This is a genomic window from Sinomicrobium weinanense (genome assembly GCF_018863395.1).
Classification (GTDB): domain Bacteria; phylum Bacteroidota; class Bacteroidia; order Flavobacteriales; family Flavobacteriaceae; genus Sinomicrobium; species Sinomicrobium weinanense.
In genome coordinates this window covers 42,533-65,380 of sequence record NZ_JAHKRR010000008.1, presented here as the reverse complement: position 1 = coordinate 65,380, position 22,848 = coordinate 42,533, and the positions used below count along the sequence as shown (strand labels likewise).

Genomic DNA, 22,848 nt, shown 5'->3' with positions numbered 1-22,848 from the left:
ATCTGTGTTTGCACAAAATTTTGGACACTGTCATTTTTGAATAGTTCAGATATCCAGAAATACCTTTTTGCTGTTTGAGATCTTCAAGCCGGATATAGCTCCGGTACCCTCAAACCGGTACTTGACTCCATATACCCGATTTGTTTTTCCTTCCAAAGACGCTTTGTAAGCCACCCTGTCGTTTACAAATATGGTTAAGGCACCATCTTTTGAAACACATTTTACACTGACCCAGGACGAAAATTCAACGCCAAAACCGGAAAGATTGTTTCGATTACCGTGGATATTCCTGTCCAACAGATGCAAATTCAGGTCTGCGATACATCCCTTGACGGATAAGGGAATAAGGATGATCTCACCTTCACAATACAGGATTATTTCACTTTTTTGGCAACTTCTGTAATTTTGAAATGGGATGTTTTTTAATGAGGTTTCCATTTCAAAATCATCTACTCTAAGCTCCTTAAAATCTTCGACCCAATAGTAGTTTACCACAGTATTGATAACGGGGGCATTTACATGATAACTTCTGATCAGTTCCGGGGAGACTGCCATCCCTTTTTCAGACTTGAACTCACCCGGTTTAAAATATACAGGCTCATGGTCTGTTTCCATAAGGGCAAGCCAACCGTCCGAAGGAATTAAAATACCATGTTGTTTTACGATCTGGTCGTTTACAACCAGCTTGGCATCAAAATAACCCGGATTATAGTACACTGAAGCAACCAGGGAATCCTCTTTATTGATGATCTGTCTTTTGCTCACATCCCAACTTTGCTGAATTTCGATCTTATCATTAGCGTTAGCGCCGGAGGCCTCCACTTCGAATATTACTGAATTGGGTAATCCTTCGGCTATTTTTTTTGAAGTAAAACCAAAGTCCTTCTTATTGATACCGGTTCTGGAAAAAGACAGGATAACCAGGGCTGACAGGGCAGAAATAATTAGTATAGCGGTCAAAGCGGTCCTCTTTCCGTTTTTGCCCCATCTTCTTATATCCCGGACAGGCCGGTGGTTTTTTTTACCGATGTGTGTTTCTTTGGAGTTACCGGCACAAAAAGCACTCCAGTTTTCATAACCTGTAAATTTTGCCAGCGTATTCAACGTAGCCGTACTGGGGGTGGAATGATATGGGATTCTTCCCCATAATCGTTTCAGGGTATTGTGGCTTATGGTTACACCTGTATGTTCCAGGATTTTTTCACTTAACTGTTCAAAATTTTGTGACGACCAATCAGAACCACTGCCCCAGCCCAATTTCTCTTCAATTGCTTTTAAACAGTCCGATAAGTTAGTTTCTGAATGAAATGTAGCCATTTGAATTTCAGTTGTGTACGGAGTTGTACGAAGTTGATGTTATTTTGAATTGCAAATGTATACCTGCTTCGTTTTTCTTTGCAATGTACTCAAACCAGCGAATAATTGATATCATGAAAGTAAAAAATTTAATCATCACAACAACGGCTGTTTCACTAATTTCCTTTTTAACCTCGTGTACTGAAAGAGAAATTAACTTCGATAAAGTTCATTTGGAGCTAGTGAACAGAGAGATAATCCCGACGGATGAAAAAGAGGCAAATACCTTGGCATTGAATGCTAAAGAAGGGGGCGGTATGGCCGTCATTAAAAATATAAACTTTGATATGGGCACGATAGCGTTAGAATTGAAAGGAGAAAATAACCCAGGCAAAAGTTTTATTGGCATTGCCTTTAACATCCAAAACGACTCAACCTACGAAGCGGTTTATTTCAGGCCCTTTAATTTTAGATCTGACAGACCGGCGAGCCGGGAACATTCAATTCAATACATCAGCCCTCCGCATCACACATGGCAATCCTTAAGAACTAAGCACGAAGGAGAGTACGAAGCGGCATATCTGAATCCACCATCCCCTGATGAATGGTTTGGGATCAGGATGAAGATAGACAGTAGCAGTGTTTCTGTGTATGATAAGTCGGGTACAGAATTATTAAATATAAACCGGTTAGAAAAGCAGGCTTCAAATAAGATCGCCCTTTGGACAGGAAACAATTCAAAAGGTGTATTTAAAAATATGAGGATACTGAAATAAAAAACGAACTGTCAACCGGAATAACCAGGCAAAATAGAGTGTGATGCTGAGCGGACGAAATGCAAAAATAAAAATCACCCCTATTCGCTCTTCAGGACTTCCGTCGGATTACTCTTCGCTGCCTTTATCGTCTGGGATCCGATCATAATGAATGCCACCAATAATACCACCAGCAGACCGACGAACAACTCGGTGGCATGGACGGGGGTGTGATACGGAAACCTGGTCAGCACAAAGTTTTCGATGAAAAGGTAGGTTACCGGCAGGGCGATAAGGGCCGATATTGACAGCAATACGAGAAAGCCGCGGCTCAACAAGTATATAAGCCTGCCGGAACCTGCGCCCAACACCTTGCGGATGCTGATCTCTTTCAGCCTGGTTTCCGTAGTGAAGGCCACCATTCCGAACAATCCCATCGATGCGATAGAAATGGCGAGGAACGAAAGGAAACCGATGATCTTGACCATGGCGGAAAGTTCGCTGTATGCATTTTCTATGGCTTCGTCATAAAATTCAGCCTGAAATGGATGGACAGGATCGATCTTCTTCCATACGGACTTGATCCTGGCCATGGTTGCCGGCATGTCAGTACTTCGTATTTTAGCATTAACAATAGCCCTGTCTTCCGGTGTCCAGAATTGAAAAGCTACCGGCTCGATGAGGTCCTGGACCTTGCCATAGTGAAAGTCTTTTATGACCCCGACAATGGTCATCTTGCGTTGCTCCGAGAAATCGGGCGGCTGTATCAGCGTGATCTCTTTTCCGATTGCTTTCCCGGGGTTGTCGGGATCCATGTTAAATCGTTTTAAAACTTGCTGGTTAACGATCACTTCCCTGGCTGCTTCGGCCGTGGTGGGGCGCGCCATGAAATTTCCTCCGGCAACGAGCTGGTATTGATGCAGGGGCAGGTAGTTTTCATCGACGTAGTTGGTCAGGACCATGGCAGAGTCGCGCGAATCCTTGTATTTCATAAAGGAACCCCAGGCATTCCCGACGCTGGTAACGATCATGGACCGGGACAGGGCAGTTACTTCCGGTATTTCGCCCAGTTCGTGGAGAAACCCTTCGGATTTATTACCCTGCATATTGATGTTCAGGATGTTTTCTGTTTTGAACCCCAGGTCGAATGCAAGAATGTTTTTATACTGCACATAGCCGATGGCGGTTGCTGTTATAAAGATAAGTGTGAGTGTGTATTGGATCACCACCAGGGCGCGCCTGAGCGATAGGTGCCTGAATACTTTTACCGACGACACATTCCGGAGCGCATTGATCGCGCTGATTTTCGAAAAGAACAGTGCAGGCAGGAAGCCTGCAATAACACCTACAACGACCGAAAAGACGATAAAGGCTGCGACCATGACCGGAGAGAGCTCCAGTTTCACCAGGTGCTGCATCTCCGGTGCCATGTCTATCAGCTGCGGCCGCAATAAGAGAAATATGAAGAATGAAAGAAGAAGGGCTGCCAGGGAGATTATGACCGCCTCCGTGAGGAATTGTTGCCGTACCTGGCCTTTTCCGGCACCGATAGCTTTGCGAAGGCCTATTTCCTTAAAGCGGCGCATGGCACGTGCTATCGTAAGAATGGTATAATTGAGACAGGCCGACAATATGACAACAAGTGCAAGTCCGCCAAGTATCCAAAGTACAACCGGAGGGATGTGCGGGCCCATCGGGGCCATGGAGCCGAGATCCTCCCCAACTACGATCTTATATAAAGGAAGGAGCTCGAGTTGGATCTCAGTACTTTTGTCGGCGAGATTCTCCTCTTTTGCAATGGCATTAAGCTGCGACTGCATTGAAGCCATATCGGCATTTTCCTGCATCAGGAGGTACACGTAGTTCGACGACATGTTTGTCCATGCCTCAAAATCAGCGTCGCCTTTATTTATTTGTTCGGCTGTGGAGAACGATACCAGTGCTTCGAATTTGATATGCGAAAAGAAGGGAACATCCTTCATTACACCAGTCACCCGGTAACTGAGTGTATCGGATCTGATCGTCTTGCCGAGCGCCGACTCGTTGCCGAACAGCTTTTTAGCTGCCGTCTCGGTGAGAACGATCGAATAAGGATTTTTCAGCGCCGTGTCGGGATTGCCTTCCAGCATCGGAAATGTAAATATCCTGAACAGCGACGGCTCCGCCCAAAAGCCCTTGATGGGGAGAATATTGTCGCCAACCTTTGCATCAAGCGAAAAGTCGTTACGCAGAATAGCCACTTCTTCAGTGCCGGTCACTTTCTCGCGGATAAGTTTTCCGGCCTTTATCGATGTGGTTGCCATCTTGCTGTTTTGTCCATTATTGGAGGTCGTGACGTTGGTGATGCGATAGATCCTTTCGCCATTCTTGTTGAATTTATCGTACGAATACAGGTCTAACATGAACGCGATGAGCAGTAAGCCTACGGACATACTGATGGCAAGGCCAACAATATTAATGGACGAGAAGAGTTTATTGTGCATTAAGTTGCGCCCCGATGTTTTGATGTAGTTTCCGATCATGGTCCGGTTGATAAAAAGGGTGATGGCCTTTGGTCAGCAGGTCTGAGTGTCTTACCTGCTATTAGTATATAATAATCATGCCAAATGTATAACATGCATTAAACCAATATATTGAATTTAATCGGCATATCCTTGACCGTACGGTTTCGATACACTTTGTGTCCGCTGACAATACACTTTAAAAGATTCTGAATATAATTTTATGGTATACGTTGAATTACATAATTCGGGAGTGTTTTTAAAATGATCCGGCCCCTGGTTTTTTGAATTTTATTCACATTTTTGTGTAATGTTTCAAGATGTTTTTTACCCGAAGCCGGCTTCTTTGATCTCTTTTTTAAATAGGTGATATTTATGCGGTAAGATCTGCTTCCGCGCCAAAGGCATGGTCAATGACTATTTTCCATGTTCCGTCTTCTTGTCTCTTCATCACTTCAATCCCTTTAGCGGCTACTTTGATTTTCCCCTCGTTTGTTATACACCATTCAGAGCGTCCAAGTGCGATATCGTCAAATTGCAGGCAGTAAACTGTTTTGATCTCCATTGTTCCGGGAATATCCATAATGTTTTGTATGGCTTCTTTCCATCCTTCTTTATCTGCTATTTTCTTGTTCGGTTCAGGAAAAATAATGCCGTTGGTATCGTACATTTTTAATACGGTATCAAGGTTCTTTGTGTTAAAGGCAGCCGCTAAATTAGCATGGGCGTCCTCGGCTTTTGTCGGTAAATCCATCTTTTTATGTATTTTGATTAAAACTATATAATGTAAGTCCACCTAAAATAACAGTCTGTTATTACGGTAGGACAGAGATATAAAAACAAGTAAATCAGTCTTGAAAAATCCCGGTAAAAAGGGGATTGAAATCCTGCTTGCCGAGAATCTGATCTACCGTTCTGGTCGCATCTTCCTGAAGTCTGTTAAAAAGAAAGCCTCCCATGCTTATTCGTTTTACACCGAGCCGGTGCAGTATATCAAAGCCTGGCAGGCCTGGCATGCACATAACGTTGATCGGTAGGGAAGTGGCCTTAACAACAGCTTCTATATCTGGTATAGAAGTAATACAGGGTGTAAATATACCTGAGGCTCCTGCGTTTTCGTAATGTTGTATCCTGTTGATTGTCTCCTCCAGTGCATTAGGCACATTCAAGAGGAAACCATCAGTACGAACATTGAGGAATATTTTAAGATTATTAGAGCTGATGTATTCGGCTATTGCAGAAAGTTTTTCAGAGAATGCCTCTATCGTCTGGAATTTACGATCAGGGCCCGGAACAGTATCTTCTATATTAATTCCAACCACGCCAATGTCTGCCAGGTTTTGGATGTTTTTGATTATTTTATTCACAGTATCGGCATAACCGGCTTCCATATCAACGGTCAAAGGGATCTGTACACTTTCTACCACTCTTCGGGCCAGAGAAGATAAAATTTCAAAAGGTAACTGTTCACCATCTTGATAGCCATTGGCTATTGCAACAGCCTGGCTTGAGGTTCCTAGGGCCTGAAATCCCCTGGATTCAAACATTTTGGCGCTGCTTACATCCCAAATATTACCAAGCAATAATGGCAAATCCGATCGATGTAATTGATTGAATTTTTCAAATAGATCCATAGATTAAAGTTTATGATTTAACAATTATACTAAACCAAAATTACCTTAATGAAAACCTGAAAAATTGTATAAAAAAGAACAAATGTTTTACGGAAGTAAAAGCTGGTTAACCGGTGTAATGTTGTTCATATAAGAAGAAGGAGTACTGCCTGTAAACCATTTAAAATCCCGTATAAAATGAGATTGATCAAAGTAACCGCAGTTATAGGCAATAGAGGTTAGCGTTTCTTCTTTTCTTGAGATAAGCATGAGGCTTCGCTGGAACCTCTTTATTTTATTATATGATTTTGGCGTGAGGCCTGTATATTGGTTAATTAACTTATGTAAATAACGTGGCGTTACATGGTGTTTTGAAGCTACCAGCCTCAAATTGTTTTCTGTATAATTATCTTTAATGGTCTCCAATATTTTTCCAACTCTATCTATTTTATATATTTTTTGTTGATTATAGATCAGTTTTTTTATCAAAAAGCTCTCGATCAGGCGGATTCTGGTGGCCATATCCGCAGCTTCCAGAAGTTGTCCGTGAAGAGTCCGGATGGGATGGCCCATTACCTCATATAAGTCATAGACATGGTCATTGAATATTCGTATCTCATCATTTAGAAAGTATGCAGCAGAATGGGTGAAGAATTTGATGCCTACCATGGTGTGTTTTCCTCTGGACCTAATGGACAATGGTTTTGTAATTTGTCCCCAAAGTTCGGTTGGAGGGGTACGATGAAAAACGTTGTTGACAGAAAATTCCCAGATACCATCGCCTAAATTAAATATCATCTCCATATCCCCGCTGGGAAGAACCGTGTCCTCGAATTCCATATCGGAAGCAGATTCGAAAAGATAATAGTGCCTTATATAAGGTTTCAAGGTGTTTGATGGTATAAATTGTTGAAAATCCATAAAGTAAATGTATTACTTTTTATTGGTTATCTTTCTCTATAAGAATATTTGATGGAGTAAAAGCCCGGAATGGTTTGTGTTGTCTTTAAAAAGACTTAGTTCAACTTTCCATCGCTACTAAAGGAATCGCGAAACATTTTCCAGCCCTTTGCGGTTTTCTTCCACAGTACCAGGAATTTTCCTTTGTCAAATACTTTATGATCTTTATCCAGGGATTCCCAAAGTCCTTCTTCAACCACATAGCCATCGCCCAGTCCGTAAATATTTGTGGTTGTAAATTTTCCTCCGCGCAGGCCAATGGTATCGTAAGCTATACCAAAAAAATCCAGAGCCCCGTCATGTCCCTCAAAACTGGACGAGTTTGGCGCCATGATGAGACAATCTTCTGCATAACGATCTACAAAAATTGACGCATTGTGTTCTTTAAATGCACGAAAGTATACATCGTTGCTTTCGCTAATTACTTGCTTTGCTTCCTCGAGTTCGGTTTGAGCATTAGCCTGAAAAAACAGCAAACCAAAGAAGAGTGTAAATACAAGAGCGGATAATGTGAAGTCATTTTTCATTTTGCTTGTAATTAAAGGGTTATTTATAAGCAAAATTACCGCACCCCGTTTGCTGTAAATTGTATAAAAAGGAACAAAACAGCCACTACGCAATTACTTCTCATTAAAAAAGTTTAAACGTGTTCAATGATTTGCGACTTTACCTGGTATCATATGACTGTAGTAAAGTGCACAATATTAGCATTGAAATGGTCTGAGCCCTTATTTTTCTTAGCTTAAATATTTATATTGGCTAATTATAGGATCTTTTTTTTGGAAAATATATATATATATTCAGTCAAATAATTTAATAATTGTATTTATTACTATAAATAAGTATTATCTAAAACAACTCCGGAAATGCAAATATTGTGCAATTAATTGCCAATTCACTACAATTTTAACATGATTTAACTAATTATATTTGTTTCGTATTGTCCAAATAAGGAGTTGCCGAGTTTTCAGATTTTGAGGGGATATCGCTGTGTCCAGTACCTATAAACTTACTTCCACGGCCATAGAGGTTTTTAAGGCGATTCCCTCTGAAACGAATTTCCCCGGGGCCTACCTGCTCGATAAATCCGCGGTCAGCGCATTTCAACTTCAGGGAGATGCCGGGAAGGTCGTCACAGATCTTCTTAAACTTTTTGCAATTAAGATCAATAATCAAACTTCAGGAATTATGATTTCAACTACAAGTGTAAGCTATTTTTGCTCTGTTTTATTTTTATTGTATACCGCAACAGCGGGGGCACAGAAGAAAATCACCGATGAGACCGAAGCACAGAAAAAGGAACGTATGGCCTGGTGGGCTCACGACCGCTTTGGAATGTTTATCCACTGGGGACTGTATGCTTTGCCGGCCCGCCACGAATGGGTAAAACAGCGCGAACGAATGACCGACGAACAATACCAGGTATATTTTGATGAATTTAATCCTGACCTGTATAACCCGAAGCAATGGGCGAAACAGGCCAAAAAAGCAGGAATGAAATATGCCGTGATCACTACAAAGCACCACGAAGGTTTTTGCCTTTTCGATTCAGAGTTTACCGATTACAAATCGACCAACACAAAAGCCGGCCGGGACCTTATCGCGGAATTTGTGGAAGCCTTCCGTGCAGAAGGATTAAAAGTAGGGTTCTATTATTCCCTTATCGACTGGCATCATCCCGATTTTACCATAGACCGGATACATCCCCAAAGGATCGACGAAGGTTCGGAAGCAGATTACGACGCGGTGAATAAAGGCCGCGACATGAAAAAGTACCGGAAATATTTGTTTAACCAGGTTAGGGAGTTACTGACTAATTATGGAAAAATAGATATTATCTGGTTTGATTTTTCCTATCCCGGAAAAAACGGTAAGGGAAAGGATGACTGGAATTCCGTTGAGCTTTTAAAAATGGCAAGGGAGTTACAGCCGGGGATCATTGTGGATAATCGCCTGGACCTGAATGACTATGCAGATGGGGCTGACTTTGAAACTCCCGAGCAGGTCAAAACCGAAGAACTTGCAAAATATAAAGGAAAAATGTGGGAAACCTGCCAGACATTTTCCGGTTCCTGGGGGTACTATCGCGATGAAAATACGTGGAAATCACAACGGCAGTTACTCGATTTGCTGATCACCTCCGTAGCCAATGGCGGAAACCTCCTTTTAAATGTGGGGCCGACCGGCCGGGGAGAATTTGACTATCGCGCCATCAATGCCCTGGATGGCCTGGGAGGCTGGATGCATGCCAATAGCAGGTCTGTCTATGGTTGTACTTTTGCCCCCGAGGACTACAAAGCTCCCACCGGGACAAAACTGACCTATAACCCGGAAACCAACCGGTTATACCTTCATCTGTTTGAATATCCTTCTTCCGGCCGGTTAGTACTACCCGGATATAAGAATAAGATCAGATACACCCAGTTTTTACACGATAATTCGGAAATTGGGATTTCCGCAGAAGGACCCTCCGGAACCTTAAAAAATGAGGATCTTATACTTTTGCTTCCCGAGCAAAAACCCGGAATGGAGATCCCGGTGGTTGAAATTACTTTAAAATAGTTTTTTCTATAATGACTTATCCAAGAGGTGGGAGTATAGAAATACATAAAGTTTTAGGAACTGTCTAAGAATAAAATAACTCCATAATGAAATACGGGTTTGGTATACCATTGCTGTTTTGTACCCTTTTGTTTTTGAGCTGTGAACATGCGGCAGATATCCATTTATACGTTATCAAAGGGGGAGAGGCCAACCCTGGATCTTTTGTTAAAGACAGTACCTTTGTCGAGATCAGCGATGCTTTGGTTAAAGCAGGAGAAATAAGAAAGGATAATAAACGTTCTAAAATAATTGTCCATTTGCAGGAAGGAGAATACAGGTTGGATTCTTCCCTGGCCATTACTCCCGAATTAAGCCATGTGGAGATTGCCGGAGCAGGAAGCGGCAAGGTTTTCCTTAAAGGTTCCAAACGTCTTCATTTGAAGTGGAAGAAATATACCGATAGTGTATGGGAGGCACCAATAGAAGAGGGAGTTTCTGTTCAGGATCTGTTTATAGACGGTCAAAAGCAGATTCTGGCCAGATATCCGGATTACGATGAAAAAAGCAGGCACTGGAACGGATATGCAGCAGATGCCATTGATGCAGACAGGATCGGGTTGTGGTCCAATCCGGAAGGAGGTATCTTTCACGTGATGCATGCGGCCGAATGGGGAGGGTTTCATTACCGGATAACGGGAATCGATGCGAACGGCAATGCCGTGCTTGAAGGTGGGCACCAAAATAACAGGCCGGGTCTTGGCCCCCACAAGGAATACAGGATGGTCGAAAATATCTTCGAAGAACTCGATTCGCCCGGAGAATGGTTTCTTGACAAGGATACTCAAAAATTATACTATTGGCCCGAAAAAGGGACAGACCTTAAAAATGCCCTGGTAGAAGCCGTCCATTTAAAAGGTCTGCTTGAGATCAAAGGCAGTATGGATGTCCCGGTAAAGGATTTTTCCATTCGGGGAGTCACTTTTGAACATACGGGCAGAACGATTTTCGAAATATACGAACCCCTTTTAAGAAGTGATTGGACCGTATATCGGGGCGGTGCTGTTTTTATTGAAGGAACGGAAAATGTAGAGATCAGGGATTCTGAATTCAGGAATTTGGGAGGACATGCGGTTTTTGTGAGTAATTATAATAAGAAGACCATTATTCGTGGAAATCACATTCACGATTGTGGAGCTTCGGGAATTTGTTTTGTAGGAGATCCCGGAATTGTCCGTTCTCCCTCGTTTCAATATAAAGAATATGTTCCTTTGAATGAAATGGATACGGTTCCCGGACCTGTGAATAATAATTTTCCTCACGAGTGTATTGCAGATAATAATCTCATATACAGGATCGGAACCCTGGAAAAACAATCCTCCGGTGTTGAAATCTCTATGTCAAAGAAAATTACGGTAAGCAATAACAGCATTTATGATACTCCGAGGGCGGGGATAAATATAGGCGATGGAACATGGGGAGGGCACCTGATCGCCTATAATGATGTATTTAACACCGTTCTCGAAACCGGGGACCATGGTTCCTTTAATTCATGGGGGCGGGACCGTTTTTGGCATCCCGATAGAAAAAAAATGGAAGAGATCGTTTCAGAGCATCCGGAAATGCCTTTTTGGGATGCGCAGGATACCACAGTGATAAGAAATAACCGTTTTCGATGTGATCACGGTTGGGATATAGATCTCGATGACGGATCCTCAAACTATCATATATACAATAACCTTTGTCTTAACGGGGGTATAAAGCTCAGGGAAGGTTTCCGGAGAATTGTGGAAAACAACATATTGGTTAATAATGGTTTTCATCCGCATGTGTGGTTTAAAAACAGTGAAGATATTTTCAGAAAGAATATTGTTTTTATGGCACATAAGGATATCATGCTACAAGGTTGGGGCAAAGAAATAGATCACAATTTTTTTATGGATCAAAAAGATATTGAAGCATCACGGGCACATAAGGTCGATAAGAACAGTAGTTACGGAGACCCGTTGTTCACAGATCCCGAAGCCGGTGATTTTACCGTTGCCGAAAATTCTCCGGTTTTAAAACTGGGATTTAAAAACTTCCCCATGGACAGCTTTGGAGTTAAAGATAAAACCTTAAAGCAGATCGCCAAAAAGCCTGAAATTCCGGATATGTGGCTGGCGAGACGATCGGATGAAAACCCCGGAGATTCACCGGGCCCTGTGCATTGGCTGGAGACAAAGATCAAAAATGTGAAGACTCTGGCCGAACGTTCGGCAGCCGGCCTTCCGGAAAGTTCAGGAGTGCTGATAATTATTGTTGAGCCCGGAAGCCCTGCAGAGAAATCCGGGTTGAGAGAAGGTGATGTTATCGTGGAAAGTGAAGGTGTTGAAATACACCGTATCCCGGACCTGTTAAAATCTTTCCAGACCAATAATTGGAGAGGGAAATTGAAACTGGTGGTTTTCAGGAACCAGGAAAAAAAATCCGTTGAGATCAAATTTTAAAGAAATATAGAGTTAAAAATCTATCTTCGACCTCACAGTTCCTGCTGTTTTTTGTTAAAACTGAGCTTTTGGGAAACTGTAAAGATAAACCTTGTTGTATACACATCCCGTTCCAAATGTGCAACAGCCGGCATTATTCATTTTTTTCCGGCTTCAAACCCTTCTCTTATTTTTATATAAGCGATCCGCATTTGCGATTCCACGGTTTTGACCGAAATATTCAATAAAGCTGCAATGTCCTTGTATTTTTTACCTTCTTTTTTATGAAGCATGAGGATTTCCCGGCATTTCACCGGCAATGCGTCAATAATTTCCCCTAACCGTTTCTGGCGGTCATCATCCGGATCCTCTTCTTTGGGGATTATTTTTTGCAGTGCGTCGTATTTAAATTCTTCCAGTACCTTTTTCCTGAACTTCTCTTTGTGATATTGATTGATGTAGAGATGATATGCAATTTTAAACAAGTAAGGCCTGAGAGATGATTTTTCCCGGAGTTTTTTTCTTTTTTCCCAAAGGCTTATAAAACTACTCTGGGCAATGTCCTTGGCTTTTGCATCATCTGCCGTAAGTGTCAACACATAGGCTACCACTGACGGATAGAATTCTTCAAACACTATTTTAAATATGGCGTGATCCCCTTTCCTTAATTTATCGACTATTCCTGTTTCATTGTTCATTCGGATACCAAAAAATCAGTTCAAAAACGTGCACGTTAACAAATATCAAAAAAAATCAGTAATCTTTTAAGGGTTTTTACATGTTGGCTTGTTATACGTATGTAATTGGGGTTTTTTATATGATTTTATTAAAAGTGCTTGTGGTGAAATACTTATCCGGACAGATTACGGAGAAAGAACTATTCGATCTTGAATCGCTCCTGGCCGATGCTGCCAACCGGGAAGAATTTGAAAAATATGCAGAAGATCATTATTTCGTAAATAAAAAGTTAACCTCCCTCGATCTTGAAAAAGAATATACTGCCACACTTCACCGGATCGACATTAAAAAGAAAAAAAGGAAACAAGTTTTTTACAGGGTTGCGGCTATACTGATCATCGTTCTTGGCATAGGGCTTTACATGAAATTGTCCGTGCCTTCCCAAACAGAGATCCCCCCGGATACCATAACCATTAAATTGCACAACGGAAAAATAAAAAAGCTTTCTGAAGAAGGGGTTTCGAATATACTGGACAAAGAAGGTAATACCATTGCCCGCCATGACGGCAGTATTATTAATTACCGAAGTGGTGATACCACGTCTCCAAAGAAAGCAGTGTATAACGAATTATCTGTTCCTTTTGGCAAAAAATTTCGCCTGTTGCTCGAAGACGGGACCAAAGTAAGCCTCAATGCGGGTTCCCGGCTTAAATTTCCCGTGGCCTTTCTGGAAGATCAGCCGCGTGAAGTTTTCCTGGAGGGTGAGGCTTTTTTCGATGTGGCCAAAGACAGGCAACGTCCTTTTATGGTCAATAGCAACGGATTTCATGTTCAGGTTCTTGGTACAAAATTCAATGTAAATTCCTATACGGGAGATAAAAGTATAAGTACGGTTTTGGTAGAGGGCTCTGTAGGGCTCTATCACGATTCGGAAAATGATCTCTCAAAAGATGATATGATTAAACTCTCTCCCGGAGAGTTAGCCGTTTACAATAGAAATGACAAAAGTATCCTGGTAGAGGATGTAGATACTACCGAATACATCGCATGGGTTGATGGAGTCCTTCTATTTAAGATCCGCCCTTTTTCGGAGATTATCAGGGTGCTGGAAAGACATTACAACGTGCAAATTACCAATAGGTACAAGGAGCTGGAAAACAAGCGCTTTTTTGCAAAGTTTGATGTTGAAAACATCGAAGAGGTGCTCCGGTCTTTTCAGGGAAGTGAACCTTTTTCCTATCAGATTAACGGAGATAACATTATAATTGATAAACCATAAAAACCAATCATCATGAGAGCTGTATACATAACCTGAATTATATTTCAACCCGACCAGTTATCACTCCTGTAAAAAGAATCAGGAAATGCGCCAACATTTCCCGATCTCTGAGTTATGACATATAATCATTAACCCGATAAAACTTTACTAAAGTATGAAATTATTGCTAAAGGGGGAACTCTGTGATCTCCCCATGTTTAAATTATCGCTAAAGATACGACTCCTCGTATTGTTCTTATTCGCTGTATTGCCGAATATTTATGCCAGTAATTATTCCCAGAACACAAAAATCTCACTCGATTTTGAAAACGCCGGGGTGATGACCGTTCTCCGGGCCATTGAATCTAAAAGTGATTTCAAATTCCTGGGTAATGCGGAGGTTATAGAGAATTATCCACCGGTTTCCATAAAGGTCAAAAAGAAAGACATCTTTGAGATCCTGGATATACTTTTCAAAAACACGGCGGTTACCTATACTGTTCTCGACAAACAGATCATATTAAAGAAGAAGTCACCTGCCGCTGACAATCCCGTTCCGGAGCGTAAACAAGATGAAGGACGGGAGGAAAGACAAGAGGACCCGGTTACAGGTACGGTGATCGACGCGGATACGGGAGACCCGATACCGGGAGTAAATGTTGTTGTTAAAAATACCTCTGTGGGGGTTGTTTCGGATTTTGACGGTAACTATTCCCTCCAGGCACCATCTGACGGGGTGTTGATTTTCAGCTACATCGGTTATACCACCCAGGAAATTCCGGTCGGAGGGCGTTCCGTTATAAACATTACATTGGAAACGGAACTTTCCGCCCTGGATGAGGTGGTTGTGGTAGGTTATGGTACGCAAAAGAAAGTGAATATTACGGGAGCTATAACCTCAGTAAATACAGAAGAATTAAATGAAGTGCCAACGAGCAATTTATCAAACACCCTGGCCGGTCGTGCCCCCGGTGTGAATATAACGAACACTTCCGGTCTTTCCGGGGCATCTTCGAGTATAAGGATCCGGGGAGGTTTCGGGGACCCTTTGTTCGTCATTGACGGCATTGTAAGAGATAAAGAGGCCTTTGATGCTCTTAATGCGAACGAAGTGGAGCAGCTGAGCTTTTTAAAGGATGCCGCCACTGCTTCCATATACGGGTCGAGGGCCGGTAACGGGGTTGTACTGGTCACCACCAAAAAAGGCCGCAAGCAAAAGCCGGTTTTTAATTTTCAGGCCTCATATTCCGCATCTTCACCCACGCAGACTCTTCTTTCCGATCTGACCACGGCTACCGATGAACTGATCTACCAGAACCGCGTCGCAGAATTCAATGGTACCACACCACCTAACGGACCTACGGAGTTCAATTATTTCAAGGACAAAAATTATAATGTCAATGATATGATCTGGAGGAATCCTTCTAGTCTGGACTATACCATGAGCGTAAATGGGGGTGGTGAAGCCATCACCTATTACACCCTGGCCAGTTATCGCGGGCAGGAGGGTTCTTTTAAAGGGCTGGATTACAATAAGTTTAACCTCCGGTCAAATGTTTCGGCCAAACTTTCAAAAAGCATTACTTTAGATGTAAACCTTGCGGCAAGCCAACAAAATCACGATCGGTTTTACTGGCCATTTTCTCCGGATGACGATTATGACGTCTCCGATCTTTACCGGGTTACTTTTAACTGGCCAAAGACCTACCCGTTTTATACAGAAGCCGATGGTACGCCAAGTAATCAGATTACCGATTACCCTGTTCAAACACCTATGGGGAGCTGGCTTGCCTGGAGTGTGATTGATCAGATCGTTGGAAACCGATATATAAAAACCAGAAAGCGGCAACTGAGTTCTTTAGTCTCTCTGAATATTGATCTGGGCAACTATATACCGGGACTGTCCACAAAATTTGTAGGAAGTTATCTGGCGGAAGATTATATGCGAAAACATTTTCTGACCTTTCAGGAAAATTATGTTTTCAATCAGGCCGACCCTGATGGTAACCGGTTTATTCCCGGGCCCCCGGACCCCGATAAAACCAACACCTTTACCTTTAGTCAAAACCAGGAATTTTTAAGTTATGAAATAAATACGGCCTGGGAATACCAGGTGAACTGGTTTCTTAACTACGAGAATAGATTCGGAAATCATGGAATCAAGGCCATGGCCGTATTCGAACAGGCCGAAAACGGTTTGTACGGAGCTTATGCCAAGGCCGAAGATCCCGTGACCAATTACGACCAGGATTTTGTGTATTCGACCGATGCAGAACGAAGATACGGTAGCGGATACGAGGAGATAGGAGCCAGGCAGTCGATCATAGGGCGTGTCAATTACGATTTCAACGAACGGTATATTGCCGAGTTTTCGTTCAGGTATGACGGGAACACCCTGTTCCCGAAAAATAAACGCTGGGGCTTTTTTCCTTCCTTTTCAGCCGCCTGGAGAATTTCAGAAGAATCCTTTATGGCAGAGGCCGATTGGTTGGATGAACTTAAACTAAGGGTCTCTTACGGAACTACCGGGAATGATCTGGATATAAATAACGAAAAGATCTCTCCTTTTTCATTTGTCAATACGTATAATAATACCGGCAGTTATATTTTCGGGACCGACCTCTACCGTGGTATCGGGCCTGGCGCAACACCCAACCCTAACCTTACCTGGGCTACGTCGACCACCTATAATGCGGGTGTGAATTTTGAGATGCTGGACCGGAAGATTATCGGATCTATAGACATTTTCTTAAAAAAAGAAGTCGATATTTTAGGTTCCAGGCTGGTTACACTACCCGACAATTACGGGAGGTCTCTGGCCCCGGAAAATTATGCCGAAAGATCCTGGCGCGGTGGTGAACTTTCGCTGATGTGGCGCGATTACTCAGAAGACGGCAAATTTAAATATTCGGTATACGGAAACATAGGTTATGCCAGGGATCAATGGGACAAAATTGATCAGGACCCGATTTTTGAACCGGGAGGACTCAGAGCGTCCGAATCGAAAATAGGACAGCCCATTGACCGTATCTTCGGCTTAAAATCCTTGGGGATCATACGTACACAAGAACAATTGGATGAACTATTGGCCCAGGGGTTTACCCAGTACGGCAGGGATCCCTATTTAGGGGGACTTTATTTTGAAGATGTACGTGGCGATGGCTACTCTCCGGGGCCCGATGGTAAAATAGACGGCAATGATTTTCAGTTGCTTTCTAAAAATGCGATCCCCAGGATTAACTATGGGTTCGGCTTTAACCTGGGTTGGGGAAATCTCACATTGGATGCCCATTTTCAGGGGGTCACCAATTACGATCGTATCATAAGCAACCAGGAAGGAGCAGGTATGAGGCAACACGGTGGGACCGTTCGCCCTTACTACCCGATTTGGGCAAGCGATGTATGGACCCCGGAAAATCCCGATGCTAAATACCCTCGGGTTGTCGGGCAGAACTGGTACGAATCCGGAACAGGCGCCACATCCTTCTGGATCCACAACGGGGCTTATCTGAGATTGAAGAATCTAAATATAGGGTACAGCCTGCCGAAAGAAATACTGGAAAGCATAGGGGTATCGAGTGTACAATTATTTTTCAACGGCACCAATCTGTTTGCCATTTCAGAGGTTAAGGAGTTTCACGACCCCGAACAGAAAAATTACGATTCCTATCCTGTTATGAAAACATATTCCCTCGGAATGAACTTTAAATTTTAATGGATCAAAAATGAACAAACTAATATACATATTCGGACTTTTTATTTTTCTGTCGGGCTGCTCTGATGTTCTCGACATAGAGAATATTGACAGCTACAGCCCGGATGCTGTCTGGAACGACGAAAACCTCGCCAATGCCTATATGGCCAATTTATATCCCATGTTCGGAAACTGGGACTCCGGGGCTGACAAACTGAGTCAACAACTGGCAGGTATAGAATGGTACCCGGATAGAGTAACCATTTCAAATGGAAATTTTAAAAGCTGGGATTACTCGAGGATCCGGCTCATAAACCAGGCGCTTATTGACGTTAAAAACGGAACGCTTCCACAGGAAGTAAAAGACGGTATAACCGGTCAGGCACTTTTTATGCGGGCCTATGCCTATTTTAACATGGTCAAGCACCACGGAGGCGTCCCCTATATTACCGTACCACAGGACCGGTACGAAGACGATCTGAATGTACCCAGAAATTCTACCGAAGAATGTTTTAACTTTATAGAAGAAGACCTCGACAGCGCTATTGAACTCCTGCCTCAGCATATTGTTCCCGCATCGGGCGATTACGGAAAAATTGACGGGAATTTTGCGCTGGCCTTTAAAGCCAAAGTACTTCTCTATAAGGCTTCTCCGCAATTCAACCCTTCCCAGCCGTGGAATAATCCGTATTGGCAGGAGGCGAACGCTGTGAATAAAGAGGCTTATGAATCGTTGTTAGGTCAGGGGTATGGCCTTGTAGAAGATTATTCAGATATCGCTTTGGAAGAACGAAATAAAGAAGTGGTATTCTCGGTTATTAATACCTACCCTAACAAAACCGCTGCCTGGGATCATGGCGTACGTCCAGGTTCAGAAAGCCGGGGCGCGGCAAGTGCCTGCCCTACCTGGCAATTTGTTAAAGAATTCCCCATGAAAGACGGAAGGCTCTACAATGATCCTTTAAGCGCTTACACCATGTCTGACGAGGAGTTTTTGCAGAATTACTGGAAAAACCGGGATCCCAGGTTTGATAAATCAGTGGTTTGGAACGGGAAACTATATGAAGTTTCCGGAAAGACCGGGAAAAAACAGTATACCGCATTGGGAATTTCCCATGAACTGGATGATTTCGGGATCAATCCGAATGCGAATATAAATTCATCCAATTTAAACCGATATACCGGTTTCTTTATTGTAAAGAACAGCCTTCTCCATTTAACCCAGGCCGAAGTACAGCAGTACGACCTGGATTTTGTACTCATGCGCTTTGCCGAAGTCATGTTGAACTATGCCGAAACAGCCAATGAAACCGGAAATTCGGGTACAGCTTTGGCAATTCTTAAACAGATCCGGGAAAGGGCGGGTATTGAGCCCGGTGTTGACGGAAATTATGGGATTACTGCCAGTAGCAGAGAAGAAGTAAGAGAAGCCATATTGGCGGAAAGGAACATAGAACTTTGCTTTGAAGGCCACCGTTTTTGGGACCTGAGAAGGTTACGCCTGTTGGATCGTCTTAACGGAACTATAAAAGAAGGTGTTGAGGCTATTGCTATCGAACCGGATCAGAGTGAAATGGAAATCGGAAAGGCCAGGGAACTTGCGGATAATTACGAGCTTGTGGAAGAGGACTTTAAGTATTCTACCTTGCAGGTTCCCCGTTCGGGAGTACAACAAAGTACACTTCCCGAGAACTACTATTTCTTTCCTGTTCAAAAGGGTGTTTTGGACAGAAACCCGGAATTGGAACAGAATGTAGGCTGGGGAGGCTCTTTTGACCCGACCCTGCACTAATTTTCGGGTTTTTATGATTTAGACTTTCTGCAATGGTCTTTTATAAATAAAATGCATGCAAATACTAAAAAGTCTAATAAAGGAATGATATAAACTCTTTTGTGTTAGAATGAAAAAACCCTTGTGAAACCGCAGTTTCATAAGGGTTTTCTTCAGTTTAGTGGAGTCGGGGAGAATCGAACTCCCGTCCAAACAAGCAATTAAAATGCTTTCTACATGCTTAGTCTTCGTTTGTTTTTCGACCTAAGGCTGACCGAAAACCGCCTACCTTAGGCTTAGCTTCTAAAGATTTGAAATACTGCCAAAGCCACAGTATCTCTATGTTGACTTTTATGGTGCCTCCTTGCGGACCGCCGTCAACAAGGGCTTTCCGGAGACATCTCGCTTTTCCGCCTTGCGGAAACGTGGCTAAATCCTACTATAATTCAGATTACGCAGCAAGAGCGTAGTTATTCTCGCCATTTAAAAGGTGTGAAACATGAGATTTAAGAGCTGTATTCCAGCGCTCTGCATGCTTACATTTCAATTCGACCTGCTGTCAAAACCGGTCGACCCCAGTACATAAAGAACTTTTTTATGATACAACAACTATGGTGCCATAGTAGTGTGCAAATGTACTACAAAAAATTATTCCCTGAAAATCTTGCTAAGAACATTCTCAAATGTTACATTTGAAACAAAAGATAAGCCAAAAAGTTAAAAATCTATAAATATGAAGTTCGGAATCATCAAAGAAAGAAAAAATCCTCCCGATAAGAGAGTTGTGTTCTCTCCGGATGCCTGTGTGAAAGCCACGGAGCTTTTCCCCGGAGTTGAATTGGTGGTAGAAGGTTCGGATATCCGGGTGTTTCGGGATGCGGATTACAAAAATGCGGGTATAGAAGTCACAGATGATGTTTCGGGCTGTGATGTACTTCTGGGCGTAAAAGAAGTACCTGTGGAGGCCCTGATCCCGGATAAAAAGTATTTTTTCTTTTCGCACACCATAAAAAAGCAACCCTATAACCGCAAATTGTTACAGGCTGTCCTGGATAAAAACATCGAATTGTACGACCATGAGGTCATCACCGGTGCTAATGGCCAGCGTCTTGTGGCTTTTGGCCGATATGCCGGTATTGTAGGGGCGTATAATGGTATCCGTGCATACGGACTGAAATCCGGCTGTTTTGAATTGCCAAAGGCGGAGACCCTGCCGGACCGGCAGGCCCTTATCAATGTCCTGAAAGATACCCGGCTACCAGGTATTAAAATAGTACTCACCGGAAAGGGCCGGGTAGGAGGAGGTGCTAAGGAAATACTGGACGCTATGGGACTCAGGGAAGTGGGGTGTGAAGATTACCTGAAAAAGACCTTTTCGGAACCCGTTTATTGCCAGATCGACGTATTGGACTACAACAAACGAAAAGACGGGAGAAGATTGACCTATAAGGACTTTTACGAAAATCCCAGGGCATATGATTCCGATTTTATGCGTTTTGCCAGGGTAACGGACCTGTATATGGCCGGGCATTTTTACGGTGAAGGCGCTCCATATATCTTTACACAAGAAGACGCTAAATCCCCGGATTTTAAGATAAGGGTGGTAGCGGATATCAGCTGTGATATCAACGGGCCGGTGGCTTCGACCATCCGGGCCTCGACCATTGCAGACCCGGTTTACGGTTATGATCCCGGCACGGGCAGGGAAACAGATTTCAGGGAAGAAGGAGCCATTGCGGTCATGGCCGTGGACAACCTGCCCTGTGAGCTTCCGCGGGATGCCAGCGAAGGGTTCGGGGAGATGTTTACGGAATATGTAATGCCTGCCTTTTTCAACGGGGACGAAGACGGTATACTCGAACGCGCTAGGATGACGCATCATGGCAAGCTCACCGATAGGTATTCGTATTTACAGGACTACGTGGAGGGAGAGATTGCCAGTTAACCTTTTTTGAATCCCGCTAGCGGGTTTAACCTCCAGGTGATCGTATTGAAATGAGTGGGCTTACTCATATGAATATCTCTTTGGCCTGCTCGGGAGGCAGTTGATCAGACGTTTTTAACGGTTTTCCGGATAGGCTTGGCCCTGTCTATTTTTTCGCGGGCCAGTTTTTCATCTTCACTATCGGCTTCCGGTTCTTTCTGGACTTTTTCGGCGATAGGCTTATACTGGAGGTCACCATAAATGGGGAAATGATCAGATCCTATACCTGGCAGCCTCTCTATGCGATTCAGCATAAAGTCATTGGAATGGAAGAGGTGGTCCAATGGCCATCGGAGAAAGAAATATCCGGCGTGAAAGGTGCTGAACATTCCACGTCCGATCCTTGGGTCCATTAGCCCGCTGATCTTCCGGAACAATATGGTAGTGTAAGACCAGGCTACGTCGTTCAGGTCGCCAAAGACCAATACGGATTCTTCCTTTGCACTTACTTTTTTGCCTACCAGGAGAAGCTCCGCATCCCGGTCTGTTGAAGTGTCGTCTTCTGTGGGGCTTGGTGGCATAGGGTGTAGGCAGTATATTTTTACTTTCTTTCCCGAAGGCAGCTTAACATACGATTCTATGGAAGGAATATCGTCTTTGACGAGATACATCACCCTGGTATCTTCCAGTTCGAGATTGGAATAGAGATGCATCCCGTAGAGGTTGTCCAGGGGGATCTTTACCGTATACGGATAGTCCTTTCCCAGGGCGTCGAGTTGTTCCTGCCACCACGAATCGGATTCCAGTGTGAGTACGATATTCGGTTTTTTCTTTTGGATCAGGTACAACAGTTTCCCGGCCTTTCTGTTGGGGGTAAGCACATTGCTCACCAGGATGGAGATACGGTTGGTGTCATCCTCTTTTCCTTTGAAACGGATCACTTCTTTCCTGTAAAACGGTGTGTAAGGAAGTATTTTACAGGCCTGATATATGAGGCAAATAAGCAGTAGTCCTGTAAGGATATAGGGAAAAAGGGAGTCGAAGTTAAATCCGCCCAGGCAGGTTGGGAGTGCAATCAGGCCGAGGATAAACAGTTGCAAACGGGGAAAGTCAAAGACCCGTATCCACCAGTTGTCCCGTTTAACGAGCGAAGCCAGTGTGGAAATGATAAAAACGGAAGCTAATACGGTGGCTGTAATTTCCGGAAACCCCATTATTTATCATGTTTGGCAATAACCCATACGGCATGGATAATTCCCGGTAAAAACCCCAAAAGTGTCAAAAGGATATTTAACCAGAACGCCCCTTTAAGCCCCACGGTTAAAAAGACCCCTAAGGGTGGAAGGATAATGGCAAAAATAATTCTCAGGATGCTCATATCTTAAAAAT

General features: G+C 43.2%; 16 protein-coding genes and 1 other RNA gene. 7 read left to right on the top strand and 10 right to left on the bottom strand.

Going from position 1 to position 22,848, the window contains the following annotated elements; all coding sequences use genetic code 11:
• Positions 1-45: 45 nt before the first annotated feature.
• Positions 46-1,317 carry a hypothetical protein gene (locus KN811_RS17850; RefSeq protein WP_187964865.1) on the bottom strand — a complete coding sequence of 424 codons (1,272 nt, stop codon included), beginning with the start codon at positions 1,315-1,317 and terminating at the stop codon, positions 46-48.
• Positions 1,318-1,430: 113 nt separating this feature from the next.
• Between KN811_RS17850 and KN811_RS17845 the strand changes: the two genes are divergently transcribed.
• The gene (locus tag KN811_RS17845) at positions 1,431-2,072 is read left to right on the top strand and encodes a hypothetical protein (protein WP_187964864.1); all 642 of its coding nucleotides are present in this window, start codon (positions 1,431-1,433) and stop codon (positions 2,070-2,072) included.
• Positions 2,073-2,152: 80 nt separating this feature from the next.
• On the opposite strand, the gene KN811_RS17840 is transcribed toward KN811_RS17845, so the two are convergent.
• The 5 genes from KN811_RS17840 to KN811_RS17820 form a co-directional block, all read right to left on the bottom strand.
• Positions 2,153-4,573, bottom strand: coding sequence for an ABC transporter permease (locus tag KN811_RS17840; RefSeq protein WP_187964863.1), 2,421 nt, complete (start codon positions 4,571-4,573; stop codon positions 2,153-2,155).
• A gap of 352 nt (positions 4,574-4,925) precedes the next feature.
• Entirely contained in the window at positions 4,926-5,306 is a 381-nt protein-coding gene (locus KN811_RS17835; RefSeq protein ID WP_187964862.1) for a YybH family protein, read from the bottom strand.
• A 94-nt stretch (positions 5,307-5,400) separates the two neighbouring features.
• Positions 5,401-6,186: an isocitrate lyase/PEP mutase family protein gene (locus tag KN811_RS17830; RefSeq protein WP_187964861.1), complete on the bottom strand. Its 786-nt coding sequence runs from the start codon at positions 6,184-6,186 to the stop codon at positions 5,401-5,403.
• A gap of 87 nt (positions 6,187-6,273) precedes the next feature.
• Positions 6,274-7,086, bottom strand: coding sequence for a helix-turn-helix domain-containing protein (locus KN811_RS17825; RefSeq protein ID WP_187964860.1), 813 nt, complete (start codon positions 7,084-7,086; stop codon positions 6,274-6,276).
• 95 nt (positions 7,087-7,181) lie between these two features.
• Positions 7,182-7,652: a YybH family protein gene (locus tag KN811_RS17820; protein WP_216334929.1), complete on the bottom strand. Its 471-nt coding sequence runs from the start codon at positions 7,650-7,652 to the stop codon at positions 7,182-7,184.
• 463 nt (positions 7,653-8,115) lie between these two features.
• On the opposite strand from KN811_RS17820, the gene KN811_RS17815 reads away from it, so the two are divergent.
• Positions 8,116-9,687 carry an alpha-L-fucosidase gene (locus KN811_RS17815; protein WP_345725539.1) on the top strand — a complete coding sequence of 524 codons (1,572 nt, stop codon included), beginning with the start codon at positions 8,116-8,118 and terminating at the stop codon, positions 9,685-9,687.
• A gap of 86 nt (positions 9,688-9,773) precedes the next feature.
• Positions 9,774-12,155 (top strand): PDZ domain-containing protein, encoded by a 2,382-nt coding sequence (locus KN811_RS17810; RefSeq protein ID WP_187964858.1) that lies wholly within the window; start codon positions 9,774-9,776, stop codon positions 12,153-12,155.
• A 137-nt stretch (positions 12,156-12,292) separates the two neighbouring features.
• Here KN811_RS17810 and KN811_RS17805 read toward each other — a convergent pair whose 3' ends face one another.
• Positions 12,293-12,832: an RNA polymerase sigma factor gene (locus KN811_RS17805; RefSeq protein ID WP_187964857.1), complete on the bottom strand. Its 540-nt coding sequence runs from the start codon at positions 12,830-12,832 to the stop codon at positions 12,293-12,295.
• Between the two features lie 143 nt (positions 12,833-12,975).
• Between KN811_RS17805 and KN811_RS17800 the strand changes: the two genes are divergently transcribed.
• From KN811_RS17800 to KN811_RS17790, 3 genes are all read left to right on the top strand, one after another.
• Positions 12,976-14,091: a FecR domain-containing protein gene (locus tag KN811_RS17800; protein ID WP_187964856.1), complete on the top strand. Its 1,116-nt coding sequence runs from the start codon at positions 12,976-12,978 to the stop codon at positions 14,089-14,091.
• Between the two features lie 154 nt (positions 14,092-14,245).
• On the top strand, positions 14,246-17,785 hold the full coding sequence (locus KN811_RS17795) for a TonB-dependent receptor (protein WP_216334927.1): 3,540 nt from the start codon (positions 14,246-14,248) through the stop codon (positions 17,783-17,785).
• A 10-nt stretch (positions 17,786-17,795) separates the two neighbouring features.
• Positions 17,796-19,556, top strand: coding sequence for a RagB/SusD family nutrient uptake outer membrane protein (locus tag KN811_RS17790; RefSeq protein ID WP_187964855.1), 1,761 nt, complete (start codon positions 17,796-17,798; stop codon positions 19,554-19,556).
• A 158-nt stretch (positions 19,557-19,714) separates the two neighbouring features.
• Here the strand turns inward: KN811_RS17790 and ssrA are convergent.
• Positions 19,715-20,112: a transfer-messenger RNA gene (ssrA, locus tag KN811_RS17785) on the bottom strand.
• 156 nt (positions 20,113-20,268) lie between these two features.
• Between ssrA and KN811_RS17780 the strand changes: the two genes are divergently transcribed.
• Positions 20,269-21,480 (top strand): NAD(P)-dependent oxidoreductase, encoded by a 1,212-nt coding sequence (locus tag KN811_RS17780; RefSeq protein ID WP_187964854.1) that lies wholly within the window; start codon positions 20,269-20,271, stop codon positions 21,478-21,480.
• A 104-nt stretch (positions 21,481-21,584) separates the two neighbouring features.
• Here KN811_RS17780 and KN811_RS17775 read toward each other — a convergent pair whose 3' ends face one another.
• Positions 21,585-22,673 carry an endonuclease/exonuclease/phosphatase family protein gene (locus tag KN811_RS17775; RefSeq protein WP_187964853.1) on the bottom strand — a complete coding sequence of 363 codons (1,089 nt, stop codon included), beginning with the start codon at positions 22,671-22,673 and terminating at the stop codon, positions 21,585-21,587.
• Entirely contained in the window at positions 22,673-22,837 is a 165-nt protein-coding gene (locus tag KN811_RS17770; protein ID WP_187964852.1) for a YqaE/Pmp3 family membrane protein, read from the bottom strand. Before KN811_RS17770 ends, KN811_RS17775 begins: the two co-directional genes overlap by 1 nt.
• Positions 22,838-22,848: the final 11 nt, after the last annotated feature.

Coding starts and splice junctions, on each gene's coding strand:
- KN811_RS17850 (WP_187964865.1), bottom strand. CDS start 1,317: ATGGCTACATTTCATTCAGAAACTAACTTATCGGACTGTTTAAAAGCA.
- KN811_RS17845 (WP_187964864.1), top strand. CDS start 1,431: ATGAAAGTAAAAAATTTAATCATCACAACAACGGCTGTTTCACTAATT.
- KN811_RS17840 (WP_187964863.1), bottom strand. CDS start 4,573: ATGATCGGAAACTACATCAAAACATCGGGGCGCAACTTAATGCACAAT.
- KN811_RS17835 (WP_187964862.1), bottom strand. CDS start 5,306: ATGGATTTACCGACAAAAGCCGAGGACGCCCATGCTAATTTAGCGGCT.
- KN811_RS17830 (WP_187964861.1), bottom strand. CDS start 6,186: ATGGATCTATTTGAAAAATTCAATCAATTACATCGATCGGATTTGCCA.
- KN811_RS17825 (WP_187964860.1), bottom strand. CDS start 7,086: ATGGATTTTCAACAATTTATACCATCAAACACCTTGAAACCTTATATA.
- KN811_RS17820 (WP_216334929.1), bottom strand. CDS start 7,652: ATGAAAAATGACTTCACATTATCCGCTCTTGTATTTACACTCTTCTTT.
- KN811_RS17810 (WP_187964858.1), top strand. CDS start 9,774: ATGAAATACGGGTTTGGTATACCATTGCTGTTTTGTACCCTTTTGTTT.
- KN811_RS17805 (WP_187964857.1), bottom strand. CDS start 12,832: ATGAACAATGAAACAGGAATAGTCGATAAATTAAGGAAAGGGGATCAC.
- KN811_RS17795 (WP_216334927.1), top strand. CDS start 14,246: ATGAAATTATTGCTAAAGGGGGAACTCTGTGATCTCCCCATGTTTAAA.
- KN811_RS17790 (WP_187964855.1), top strand. CDS start 17,796: ATGAACAAACTAATATACATATTCGGACTTTTTATTTTTCTGTCGGGC.
- KN811_RS17780 (WP_187964854.1), top strand. CDS start 20,269: ATGAAGTTCGGAATCATCAAAGAAAGAAAAAATCCTCCCGATAAGAGA.
- KN811_RS17775 (WP_187964853.1), bottom strand. CDS start 22,673: ATGGGGTTTCCGGAAATTACAGCCACCGTATTAGCTTCCGTTTTTATC.
- KN811_RS17770 (WP_187964852.1), bottom strand. CDS start 22,837: ATGAGCATCCTGAGAATTATTTTTGCCATTATCCTTCCACCCTTAGGG.